Source organism: Streptomyces sp. NPDC022910 (assembly GCF_055561075.1).
The window spans coordinates 1-11,988 of record NZ_JBVHHL010000061.1 but is presented as its reverse complement, the minus strand read 5'-3'; the positions used below and the strand labels follow the sequence as shown (position 1 = coordinate 11,988).

The following is an 11,988-nucleotide window of genomic DNA, read 5'->3' as shown; positions in this document are numbered from 1 at the left end:
GCGATCGCGGAGGTGCCGCACGAAGGGACCGATATTCGTGGCGCAGCGTGTCGTGGTCACTCTCTTTGACGACATCGACGGCTCAGAAGCGGCGGAAACGATCGTCTTCGGACTGGACGGCAAGTCGTACGAGATCGACCTCAATCAAGCCAATGCCAAGAAACTGCGTAAGGTGCTCGCGCCGTACGTCGAGGCCGGCCGCAAGAAGGCGAAGTCCGGGAAGGCGTACACGCACACGGCGTTGACGCCGGACCCGGCGGCCGTCCGCGCCTGGGCACGCTCCAACAAGATGGACGTGCCGCCGCGGGGTCGCATCCCGAAGAAGGTCTACGAGGCGTTCGCAGAGGCGCACTGAAGCGCTCGCCGCCCCGGCCGGCACGGTCGGGGCGGCGTCGTACCGGCCGGACCCGCCCTTGGTCACGCCCGCACTGGGGCACTCCGGCTCCCCGCCTCCAACCCTCCGGCGCCGGCCATCGGGCCCCGCACGCAACCGACTTGCGTTGACCCCCTGGTGATCAGCTAGAGTCTGGACCACGCCGAGGGGCGAGGCCGGAAGGCATAACCCCGAGGAGTCACGCGGGTGTAGTTCAGTAGCAGAACACCCCCTTTCCAAGGGGGAGGCGCAGTGTGCAATCCCTGTCACCCGCTCCACGGCATCGGTCCGACCACACTTGTGGATCAGGTAGGCTGGTGCTCGCACCGATCGGTGAGAGCCGGTCGGGGGCAATGCGGACGTAGCTCAGTTGGTAGAGCGCAACCTTGCCAAGGTTGAGGTCGCGAGTTCGAGCCTCGTCGTCCGCTCCAGGAGTGAAGGCCCCGGTCAGTCGACCGGGGCCTTTCTCGTGCGCGTCCACCGGGCCCTCCGAACGAACCCGACGAAGTGATCGAGGTCACTGACCTGCGGCACGTGTACGGGGCGGCTTAGGGGCCGCGCAGGATCACCTTCTCGATGGCCCGCGGCGAGCTCCTCGCGCTCCTCGGCACCAACAGCGCGGGCAAGACCCCACGGTCGAACTGCTGGAGGGTCTCTCGCGGCTGAGGCCGACGGCACGCCGCGGAGCCTGGGACGTGGAGCGCGCAGGAGTCGCAGAGAGAGTTCCGCGAGGTGGTGCGCGGTTATTGCGAGGTCGCCCTGAGGCCGAACTGGCGGGTGCCCAGGGCGTGCTGGCGGCCGCGGGCATCGACTGCACGGTGACCGGCTCGGCCGCCGGCTGCCTGCCCGGTGCAGTCGGCTCCGGGGTGGATCAAGGTCACTTCATGATGTCTTCTCGACCCCGCCCGGCTGCTGCCGACGGCGAGCACCTCATCCGGGGACGCTCGCCACGCTGCTCGCCCTCGAGGACGGCCTGGTCTCGCGGCGGCGGCGAACCGACCCGAGGTGCCGGCGATGGTGCGGGCACACCGTCCCGACGTGGCCGTGCTGGATCTTTCGGATGCGGGAAGGCGGTGTGAACGTGGCCACATCGCTGCGGACCGAACTACCGGGGTGCCAGGTACTGATCATGACCGGTCACGGGCGCCCCCGGCATGTGAAGCGGGCGCCGGAGGCGGGCGTGCGCGGGTTCGTCCCGAAGACCGTCAGCGCCCGGCGGCTCGCAGAGATCATCCGCACCGTGCAAGCGTGAAACGGCTAGATGGACCCCGAGTTGGCCGCCCACGCGCTCTTCACCGGGGACTCGCCGCTCAACCGCGCGGGAGGCCGAGGTGCTCGAATTCTCCGCCGACGGGGCACCGGTGGCAGAGATCGCCGGGCGGGCAGGCTGTCGCCGGGGACCGTGCGGAACCATCTGCCGTCGGCCGTCTCGAAACTCGGGGTGGAAAACCGTCCTGCGGCGGTGCGTCTCGCACACGAGCGAGGTTGGGTATAGTTGCTCTCGCGCAGCAGCGCAGTGCGGACGTAGCTCAGTTGGTAGAGCGCAACCTTGCCAAGGTTGAGGTCGCGAGTTCGAGCCTCGTCGTCCGCTCCGGAGAAAAGCCCCCGGCTGAGGCCGGGGGCTTTTCCGTGTGCGTCCGGATCCCCGGCACCGGGTGGACTGAAGGCGCTCCCGCACGAGGCCCGGCGGGTCGCCGGGCCCCACTGCGGTCAGGACCAGCGGACGCCCGTCAGACGCTCGTACGCCTCCGCGTACTTCGCCCGGGTCGCCGCCACGATCTCCGGCGGCAGCGGCGGCGGAGGCTGCTCGCTCGCGCGGTCCCAGCCGGAGGCCGGGGAGGTGAGCCAGTCCCGTACGAACTGCTTGTCGAAAGACGGCTGCGACCGGCCCGGCTCCCACTGGTCGGTCGGCCAGAAGCGGGAGGAGTCCGGGGTGAGGACCTCGTCGGCGAGGACGAGGGTGTCCCCGTCGTGACCGAACTCGAACTTGGTGTCCGCGAGGATGATCCCGCGCTCCCGGGCGATGTCGCGGGCGCGGCCGTAGACGGCGAGGGTCGCCTGCCGCAGCTGGGCGGCGGTCTCGGCACCGACCTGGCGGGCGACCTCCTCATAGGAGACGTTCTCGTCGTGCTCGCCGACCGCGGCCTTGGTGGCGGGGGTGAAGATCGGCGCGGGCAGCTCCGAGCCGTCGACCAGGCCCTCGGGGAGGGCGAGGCCGCAGACGGTGCGGGACTCGTTGTACTCGGCGAGACCCGAGCCGGTGAGGTAGCCGCGCGCCACGCACTCCACGGGGACCATGCTCAGGGACTTGCAGACGAGAGTGCGGCCGGCCCAGTCGGCGGGGGCACCGGGCGGGAGTTCGGTGCTCAGGACGTGGCTCGGGACCAGGTCGGCGAGCTGGTCGAACCACCAGAGCGACAGCTGGGTGAGGATCCGGCCCTTGTCCGGGATCTCGGTCGGCAGCACCCAGTCGAATGCGGACGTACGGTCGCTGGCGACCATCACGAGGTCGCCCGCCTCGTTCTGGTACAGCTCGCGCACCTTTCCGGTGTGAAGATGCACCAGACCCGGCACCTGGACGGGCTCGGGCTTTTCGACGAATCCGGACACGGTTCCTCCCCGTGGTTCTCTCCAATTGGCTCGATTCTCCCGTATGCGGGCGGCGAGCCGGTCCCCGGGGCCGGTCGGGTCCCCGTCAGCCCCGTTTGCAGATGCGGTCCAGGAGGTTCGCGGTCGCCTGCTGAATACGGGTGTCCACGTGACCGGGGCGGTCCAGCGCCGGAGACCAGGCGAACGTTCCGGATGCGAAGACCAGAGCGCCGGAGGGGGCACGGTAGAGGGAGGTCTCCTGGTGGCGCTGCACGCCCTCGCTGTCCTCGTACGGAGAGTGGGCGAGCAGGATGCGGCCCTGGTGCTCGGGCAGCGGGGCACGCGGGAAGTAACGGTCCGCCTCCCCGGCGACCAACCCCGCCAGCTCCTCCCCCTCATCCGCGCCGGTCGCCTCCCACAGCCAGTGGTCGGCGTTGCGGACGACGAGGGGATGGGGCTCGGGAACCCTGCCCGCGTACTGGATGCCGATCATCTCCTGCTCGGGACGATCGATTTCCCGCCACAGCGCGGGCTTTCCGGGCCCGCGGCGCTTGCGGCAGGTGAGCAGGCGGTCGGGGACACCGGACGGGGACGGACCCAACTCCACCTGCCAATACATGGTGTTGGCGGACAGGAAGACGAGCGAGGTGCCGTTCTCCCGGGCGAGTTCCACGGTGCGGCGCATCTGTGGCGACCAGTACTCGTCGTGGCCGGGGAAGACGAGGCCGCGGTAGCGGGTGGGGTCGACGCGGCCGGCGTGCAGATCGCGAGCGTCGGCGTAGGAGAGGTCGTAGTGGTAGCGCTCGGCCCAGCGGATGAAGTCGTAGGCGTGACCGACGTGCAGCGGGAGGCCCGCGCCCGCGTACGGGCGGTCGAAGGAGACCGTCGTGGCGGCGTCGGCCTCGCCGAGCAGCCGGCCGTTCGCGTCCCAGGCGTGGTAGAGGCTGGCGCCGGTGCGGCCGTCCTCCGGGTAGAGGTTGTACGCCTGCCAGGTGATGTCCGGGAGCAGCAGGAGAAGGTCCGCCAGGCGGCTGTCGCGCACGGTGAAGGGGACGTGGGATCGGTAGCCGTCGGCGGTGGTGAGGACGGCGACGTACGCGCCGATGCTCCAGTACGACGGGATCTGCAGCCGCCAGGAGAGCCACCAGTGGTGGCAGGAGACCGTGCGGTCGGCGGTCAGCGGCGGCGGCTGGACGATGCCGGAGAGCCTGGGGCTGGTGGTGATCTTGGATGCACCGTCACCGCCGTAGTGCCCGATCCGGTACACGTCGACGGCGAACTCCTGGGGCGGGTCCACGGTGATGTGGAAGTCGATGGCCTCGCCGGGGGCCGCCGCGCCGGTGGAGGTGAAACCCTTGATCTGGCGGTGGACGTCGTCGGCGGAGCGGGGGCCGCCGGTGCGGGGCGCCGGGATGCGCGCTCCCTTGTGTCCCTGGGACGGGACGTGGGCCGGGGCCGGATCCACGTACCAGGGGACCACCTGGCCCGTGTCGTCGAAGTATGTCTCGCTGCCCCGGAGCCAGGGGACGGGGCCCTGGCCGAAAGGATCCGTCACGGCGTGTGCGAGAGCGCCCGACTCCCAGCGGCGGATGTGCTCCGACCCCATGCGATGTCCCCTCCCTCGTCCCCCGTGAGCCGTCGTAAGCCCTTGCGTCGTACGCGATCGGTCCCAGCACATCACATTACGCACGCACTCCGTCACCGTTCGTCGCGAATTGACGTGAACGGAGTGGGATCCTGCGGCCAGGGGTCTGGGTTGCGGCGGCGGAGCGAGTGGCGTTACCGCAGGTGGGCGGGGTGGGGACACCGGGGCCGTCGGGCCTCGACCTGAGAGACCAGAGCCGGGGCAGCGGGATGGCAGGGGCCTTGGGGGAGAGCGGCGACCGGGTGGCGATCCGATTGCCGTGGCCGTTGCCCGTGGCCGGTTCCGGTGACCGGTGGCCGGTCCTGGCTTCCGGCTTCCGGCTTCCGGCTTCCGGCTTCCGGCTTCCGGCTTCCGGCTTCCGGCTTCCGGCTCAGACCAACCGGACCGGCTTCTCGGGGCGCACGCCCAGGCGGAGCAGCCAGGTACGCAGCGGAACCGGGTCCCCCTCCTCGACGAGGGTGAGGATCCGGGGCGCCAGATCGGCCGCGCGCTCGCCCCTGACCAGCAGGGACGGGCCGTCCAGCCAGTCGAGACCCGGCGCCGCTCCGGCCGTGTCCATCGCGGCGCAGCACACCATCGCGGTGACGTGGTCGACGAGCAGTTCGCGACCGGTGCGGGGTGGCTGGAGCGGGAACAGCGGGAGCCACGCGTCGTCCCACAACGTACGGTCCGGTCCCGGAGGCTGCCCACTGGCGCCGCCCGGTATCGTCGCGACGACCGCCTCCTCCCGCACCATCTCGGCGCTGAGCCCGGCGGCCAGAGCGGCGGTTCGCACACTGGCGACCACGCCGTCCTCGTCGGGGACGGCCACCTCACCGGCGCGCCCCGCATCGCCGCCGGACGCGGCCGTTGCGCGGGACGCGGCGCCGTCGTCGGCGATCGGTCCGTCGCCCCTGCGGGGGGCCACTGCGTCGGCGGCGGCATCGGCGTGAGGGACGCGTACGCCGTCGCGGCCGCCCTCGACGGACGGCACACTCCCGTCGCCGGAAACCGGACCGTCGCCCCTACGGGAAGCCGCTTCGGCGCGCGAAGCACGGGCGGCATCGCCGGGAGCCGCCCCCTCGCTCGGCGCACACCCCTCAACAGGGACCGGCCCCTCACCGTCCCGCAGGGACTCCCCGTCGCGGACGGCCTCGGCGCGCGGGACGCGTACGCCGTCGCGGCCGCCCTCGGATGTCGGCGCGCTTCCCTGGCGGCCGCCCGCCCGGACCGTCAGGTACTCCAGCACTCGTTCCAGCGTCGGCCCGCCCGGGTCGGGCATGCTCGGGTGCGTCGCGTGGTGGACGCCCAGGGCGTCCAGGACCCGGTGGAGACGGGCCGCGTCCGTGCGCCACTTGCGGTCGACGACCTCGTCCGGGTACTCCTGCCAGTCGACCGGAGCCCAGTCCGGGCCGCGCTCCGCCGGGCCTCCGTGGAACAGCCGGGCCGCCAGCAGCGACGCGGCCTCGTCCACCGCTCCTGGCTCCTCCAGCAGGTCACAGGCCGGCCGCTCACCCAGACGGGAGGCGAACCCCTCGGCGAGACGGTCCCGGCGCGAGAGCTCCGTGAGCGCCGCGACCACGCCCGCGTCCAGGCGCGAGGGCCAGCGGCCCATCCGCCAGGCCGGCAGCGCGACCCGGGTCAGCAGCCGGTCCCACCCGGCGTACGCGAGACCCACCTGCTCCTGCGCGACGATCCGCAGGCCGTAGTCCACAGCCTGTGCACGCTCGGCCGCGGCCGACGCGACCCCCCGCTCCATCTCCTCCGCATGCACTCGGCAGCTCCGCAGCAGCAGGCGGGACACCCAGCCCACGCCGCCCAGCACCCTACGGATCAGGGGGCCGTGCGTGGGTGCGGACGTCACGGCCACGGCGGCGTCCAGCCCCCGCACGAAACGCCGAGCCGCAGCTATGTCCGGGTGCGCCGACGGCCCCGTACCGGCGACAACCGGGGCGAGCACCGCGCGCAGCTCGCCCACCCTCATCCACCAGAGGAACGGGGAGCCGATGACGAGCACGGGCGCGGTGGGAACCCGCTGATGCCGGGCAGTCGGCAGACCGCGTATGCCGCGTATGCCGGATATCTCGTCCCCCGACCGCGGCGGTGGGCCATGGGCGGGGTGGGTGCGGTCCTCCAGCCAGCTGTCGCAGTCCGGGGTGAGCGCTATGGCGGACGGGGCGGGGACGTCGAGGCGGTCGGCCAGGTCGCGGACCATCCGGTACAGATCGGGGGCCGCGTTCTCCGTGACCGGAACCGTCGGGCTCACGGCCGGGCGGGCGCGGGCGACGACGAGGGCGATGCCGGCGGCGGCGAGCAGGACCACTGCGGCGAGAACGGTGGCGACCCACCGCGCGATCCCCCAGTGCCCACCGCTGATATGACCGGTGGAGCGGCCCACGAGGAGCACGACGGCGACGGCGGCGGGCAGCAGGGCGACGGCCAGCGCCCTGCTGCGGATCCGCAGTACGGCAAGGGCCCGAGAGCGCGCGGCCTGCGCACCCACCTCCACACCCGTCCCGGTCACGACCGGACGACACCCCCTCTGTCGCGCCTCTGCTCCGCGCGGCATGCGCCGTGACGATCCTCGTCACAGCAGTCGCCGCCGGATGCCCGTGCGTTGCTCACTCCCCCACTGTGGCACCCACGACTGACATCGCAATGCCGGTGGGCCAAGTGCCGGAACGCTTGCGCCGCACCCTAGTTGGGGCCCTCGCCCTCGTCAGCCGGATGGGTCACCGCTCACTCGATGGAATGGCTTTGGGGAAAGGTGGATGACGCAGGGCAAGGACCGGGCCCCCGATTGCACACCGACGCGTAATGGCACACACCGACGCGTGGTGGCACACACCGACGCGTACAGACACCGCGGCACGGATCCCGGATCCCCGCTTCACGGCAAGGACCCCGAATCCTGAGATGGATTCGGGGCCCATGGGGTTCTTCCCGGGTCGCCCGCGGCGGGGCTCATCGCCGTCCCGGCCCGGCCCGAGACGGGCCGGGCCACGGCTCAGGGTTTCAGGCGCCGGCCTCCGCAGCCTCCGCCGCCTTCGCCGCGATGTCCGTACGGTGCTGGGAGCCCTCGAGCCCGATGCGGTCCACCGCCGTGTACGCCCGCCGGCGCGCCTGGGCCAGGTCGGCGCCGGTCGCCGTGACGGACAGCACGCGGCCGCCCGCGCTCACCACCACGTCGCCCTCGCGCCTGGTACCGGCGTGCAGGACGTAGGCGTGCGGGGCGTCCTGGGCGGCCACCTCGTCGAGCCCGGTGATCGGGTCACCGGTTCGCGGGGTGCCCGGGTAGTTGTGCGAGGCCACGACCACGGTGACGGCCGCGTCCTCGCTCCAGCGCAGAGGCGCCAGGTCGCTGAGGGTGCCGTTCGCCGCGGCCAGCAGCACTCCGGCGAGCGGGGTCTTCAGCCGGGCGAGGACGACCTGGGTCTCCGGGTCACCGAAACGGGCGTTGAACTCGATGACCCGTACGCCGCGCGAGCTGATCGCCAGACCCGCGTACAGCAGGCCGGAGAAGGGGGTGCCGCGGCGGCGCATCTCGTCGACGGTCGGCTGCAGAACGGTCGTGAGGACCTCCTCGACCAGCTTCGGGTCGGCCCACGGGAGCGGCGAGTACGCGCCCATACCGCCGGTGTTGGGGCCCTCGTCGTCGTCCAGCGCGCGCTTGAAGTCCTGGGCGGGCTGGAGCGGGAGGACCGTCTCTCCGTCGGTGATGGCGAACAGAGACACCTCGGGACCGTCGAGGAACTCCTCGACGACCACGCGCTCGCAGCGGGCCGCGTGCGCCCTCGCGGCTTCCAGGTCGGAGGTGACCACGACGCCCTTGCCGGCGGCGAGACCGTCGTCCTTCACGACGTAGGGCGCACCGAAGGCGTCGAGCGCCACCTCGACCTCATCGGCGTTCGTGCAGACGTACGACCGCGCGGTGGGTACGGCCGCCGCAGCCATCACGTCCTTGGCGAAGGCCTTGGAGCCCTCCAGCTGTGCGGCCTCCTTGGAGGGGCCGAAGACGGGGATCCCCGCGTCGCGCACCGCGTCGGCGACGCCCGCGACGAGCGGCGCCTCCGGGCCCACGACGACCAGCCCGGCGCCGAGCTCGGTGGCCAGCGCGGCCACGGCCTTTCCGTCGAGGGCGTCGACCTGGTGCAACTGGGCCACCTCGGCGATGCCCGCGTTGCCGGGGGCGCAGTGCAGCTCGGTGACGTCGGGGTCGAGGGAGAGGGAACGGCACAGGGCGTGTTCGCGGGCGCCGCTACCGATGACGAGGACCTTCACGGGGTCAGCCTAACCGGCGGGGACGGGTGGCCTTGTGGGGGCTGCCGAGCCGGGCCGGAGCGGAGGCTTGTGGTTTCCTCCGAAGACGGATCTGGGGAGACCCGTCACTCGCTGCTCGCCGGTGGCTGTTCGCTCTTCGTCATGGGTGCTGTTCGGCTCTTCGTCATGGGTGGAGAACTCCTCATTCGTTCGAGAACTCCTCCACCACCGTGGCCCCCAACTCCCGCACGATCAGTTCATGGCCGGAGAGGGCCGACTCGTCGAGGTCGGGGTCGTCGTCCTCCGGCATGTCGTCCTCGGGAGCGACCACATGCCGCTCCGGGGCGGGGGCGGCGGGCGGCGCCGGGGTGGGAGCCGTCGGCGCCGGAGCCGGGGTCGCCGGCGCGGCCGGACGCGTCACCGGAGTCGGTTGCTGGGCTGCGGGACGCGGTGCGGCCGGGGCGCCACCGCCGTAACCGCCGCCTCCTCCGGCCTGGAAACCGCCGCCGCCGAACCCTGAGCTCGCGGCGGTCGGCGGTGCCGAGCCGCCCGAGGGGTCGACGATCGCCTCGATCTTCCACTGCACGTTGAACTGCTCGGCCAGCGCCTGCCGCAGTACGTCCTCGCTGCCGCTGCTCAGGAAGTTGTCCCGCGCGCCCGCGTTCACGAAGCCGAGTTGCAGCGTCGTGCCGTCGAAGCCGGCCACCTGCGCGTTCTGGCTCAGCAGGATCCAGGTGAAGCGGCGGCGGTTCTTCACCGCCTCCAGCACGTTCGGCCAGAGCGTGCGCGGGTCGAGCCCGCCCGCCGCCGGTGCGGCAGCCGCGGCCGGAGCGGCTGCGGCGGGTGCCGGGGCGGCCGCCGCGGGCGCGGCCGGTTGCACGGGCGCGGCGGAGGGCTGCCCCCCTCCCGCGGGCGCCGCCGTCGGCCACCCGCCGGGCCGTCGGCCGCCCCCTGCGGAGGCAGCAGTGGGCCAGGCGCCCCGAGCGGCGGGGGCAGGGGCGGCGGGAGGCTGCGACGGGGCCGCCGCGGGGGCGGGGGGCGCGGGGGCGGGGGCGGCGGGCGCAGTCTCCTGGGGCGTCGGCGGCGGCACGGAGACAGGCGTCGTCGCCCCGCCGTCCTGGACAATCGGGCCACCGGTGCTCTGCGCACCCGAACTCGAGGCGCCACCGGCCCGCACCGCGGCACGGGCCGCCGCCGCACCGCCGCCGCCGGACGGCACGGGCACCGCACCCTCCGGCACCGGACCCCCGGCCATCCCGCCGTGTACTTCCGGCCCCGGCACGTACCCCATGGTTGGCGCCGCACCGCCGCCGGAGAAGTCGGCGCCCCGCTCCAGGCGGTCCAGGCGGGCCATGACCGACCGCTCGTCCCCGTATGCGGCGGGCAGCAGAACCCGGGCGCAGATCAGCTCGAGTTGCAGCCGGGGCGAGGTGGCCCCGCGCATCTCGGTGAGCCCCTCGTTGACGAGGTCGGCGGCACGGCTGAGCTCGGCGGGGCCGAAGACGCCCGCCTGGGCCTGCATCCGTTCCAGTACGTCGGCCGGGGCGTCGATGAGCCCCTTCTCGGCGGCGTCGGGCACGGCGGCGAGGATCACCAGGTCCCGCAGCCGCTCCAGCAGGTCGGCGACGAACCGCCGGGGATCGTTGCCCCCCTCGATGACCCGGTCCACCACCTCGAAGGCGGCGGCGCCGTCTCCGGACGCGAAGGCCTCGACGACGGAGTCGAGAAGCGACCCGTCCGTGTACCCGAGCAGCGAGGTGGCCATGGCATACGTCACACCGTCGGCACCGGCTCCCGCCAGCAACTGGTCCATGACGGACATGGAGTCACGCACGGACCCGGCACCGGCGCGCACCACGAGCGGCAGGACCCCGTCCTCGACGGGGATGTTCTCCTTCTGGCACACCTCGGCGAGGTAGTCCCGAAGGGTCCCCGGCGGCACGAGACGGAAGGGATAGTGATGGGTACGCGACCGGATCGTCCCGATGACCTTCTCGGGCTCGGTGGTCGCGAAGATGAACTTGAGGTGCTCGGGCGGCTCTTCGACGACCTTGAGCAGCGCGTTGAAACCGGCCGACGTGACCATGTGGGCCTCGTCGATGATGTAGATCTTGTACCGACTGCTCGCGGGCCCGAAAAAGGCCTTCTCCCGCAGATCACGGGCGTCGTCGACACCACCGTGCGACGCGGCGTCGATCTCGATGACGTCGATGGAACCCGGCCCGTTCCTCGCCAGGTCCTGACAGGACTGGCACTCGCCGCACGGCGTCGGCGTCGGCCCCTTCTCACAGTTCAGGCACCGGGCCAGGATCCGCGCACTGGTCGTCTTCCCGCAGCCGCGCGGCCCGCTGAACAGGTACGCGTGATTGACCCGGTTGTTCCGCAACGCCTGCTGCAGCGGGCCGGTGACATGCTCCTGCCCGATGACCTCGGCGAACGACTCCGGGCGATAGCGGCGGTACAGCGCGAGAGAGGACACGCATACGAGGTTATAGGCGCCCACTGACAAAGCGGCCCGCCCGAGCTTCCTTCCCCGACCTGTCCCAGGGGCCTGCGCCCGCACTCCTCCCGGGAACGCAGAAGACCCCTCACGCACCCGCCAGAGCCAACCTACCCTTGCTGCCTTCCGGCCCTGGGGGAGTTCAGTCAGATAGCGCCGCGTGAGGGGCTGAGGCCCAGCGTACCTGATCGCAGGGCGCCCGAACGAGTTCGCTAGCACTCCCCGGCGTCATGTAATGTTTCCGGCGGAGGATTCGCCTAGAGGCCTAGGGCGCACGCTTGGAAAGCGTGTTGGGGGCAACCCCTCACGAGTTCGAATCTCGTATCCTCCGCAGCCGCTGAACTGCGGAAACGAAGGCTCCGACCGGATCATGGTCGGAGCCTTCGTCGTGCTGTGGTCTCAGTTTTGGTCTCAGAGGGCGTTAAGTCCCGTTCCAGATGATCTGGTGTCACCCGTTCGTGGGTGACTGGACGGTTCCGCCCTTGTGTCATGTCGTGTGCATGATGGGGTGGCTGGCATGGAACGGATGCCGTACGCAACCGACTTGACCGACGAGCAGTGGGCGTTGATCGGTGCGACACGAAGTCGCGCATTTCGAGTGAACTCGCAGATCGGAGGCCGGTTATAGACCGGATGCGTAGT

General features: G+C 71.9%; 6 protein-coding genes, 4 tRNA genes, 1 other RNA gene and 1 pseudogene. 6 read left to right on the top strand and 6 right to left on the bottom strand.

The window, feature by feature from the left end; all coding sequences use genetic code 11:
- The first annotated feature begins 37 nt into the window (after positions 1–37).
- The 5 genes and pseudogenes from ACZ3TS_RS35410 (at position 38) to ACZ3TS_RS35390 (ending at position 1,964) form a co-directional block, all read left to right on the top strand.
- Positions 38–355 carry a histone-like nucleoid-structuring protein Lsr2 gene (locus ACZ3TS_RS35410; protein WP_329511451.1) on the top strand — a complete coding sequence of 106 codons (318 nt, stop codon included), beginning with the start codon at positions 38–40 and terminating at the stop codon, positions 353–355.
- A gap of 221 nt (positions 356–576) precedes the next feature.
- Positions 577–651 (top strand) — tRNA-Gly (locus ACZ3TS_RS35405).
- A 77-nt stretch (positions 652–728) separates the two neighbouring features.
- Positions 729–804 (top strand) — tRNA-Gly (locus ACZ3TS_RS35400).
- 453 nt (positions 805–1,257) lie between these two features.
- Positions 1,258–1,868, top strand: a pseudogene (locus ACZ3TS_RS35395) (response regulator).
- Between the two features lie 23 nt (positions 1,869–1,891).
- A tRNA-Gly gene (locus ACZ3TS_RS35390) sits at positions 1,892–1,964 on the top strand.
- 119 nt (positions 1,965–2,083) lie between these two features.
- Here ACZ3TS_RS35390 and ACZ3TS_RS35385 read toward each other — a convergent pair.
- From ACZ3TS_RS35385 to ffs, 6 genes are all read right to left on the bottom strand, one after another.
- On the bottom strand, positions 2,084–2,983 hold the full coding sequence (locus ACZ3TS_RS35385) for a phosphoribosylaminoimidazolesuccinocarboxamide synthase (RefSeq protein WP_467625945.1): 900 nt from the start codon (positions 2,981–2,983) through the stop codon (positions 2,084–2,086).
- Positions 2,984–3,068: 85 nt separating this feature from the next.
- Positions 3,069–4,568, bottom strand: coding sequence for a N,N-dimethylformamidase beta subunit family domain-containing protein (locus tag ACZ3TS_RS35380; protein ID WP_467625944.1), 1,500 nt, complete (start codon positions 4,566–4,568; stop codon positions 3,069–3,071).
- Between the two features lie 409 nt (positions 4,569–4,977).
- Positions 4,978–7,155 carry a hypothetical protein gene (locus ACZ3TS_RS35375; protein ID WP_467625942.1) on the bottom strand — a complete coding sequence of 726 codons (2,178 nt, stop codon included), beginning with the start codon at positions 7,153–7,155 and terminating at the stop codon, positions 4,978–4,980.
- A 446-nt stretch (positions 7,156–7,601) separates the two neighbouring features.
- On the bottom strand, positions 7,602–8,867 hold the full coding sequence (purD, locus tag ACZ3TS_RS35370) for a phosphoribosylamine--glycine ligase (protein ID WP_467625941.1): 1,266 nt from the start codon (positions 8,865–8,867) through the stop codon (positions 7,602–7,604).
- Positions 8,868–9,048: 181 nt separating this feature from the next.
- Positions 9,049–11,325, bottom strand: a complete 2,277-nt coding sequence (locus ACZ3TS_RS35365) for a DNA polymerase III subunit gamma and tau (protein ID WP_467625939.1) — start codon at positions 11,323–11,325, stop codon at positions 9,049–9,051.
- Positions 11,326–11,422: 97 nt separating this feature from the next.
- Positions 11,423–11,519: signal recognition particle sRNA small type (gene ffs / locus ACZ3TS_RS35360), an RNA gene on the bottom strand.
- A 73-nt stretch (positions 11,520–11,592) separates the two neighbouring features.
- Between ffs and ACZ3TS_RS35355 the strand changes: the two genes are divergently transcribed.
- Positions 11,593–11,677 (top strand) — tRNA-Ser (locus ACZ3TS_RS35355).
- Positions 11,678–11,988: the final 311 nt, after the last annotated feature.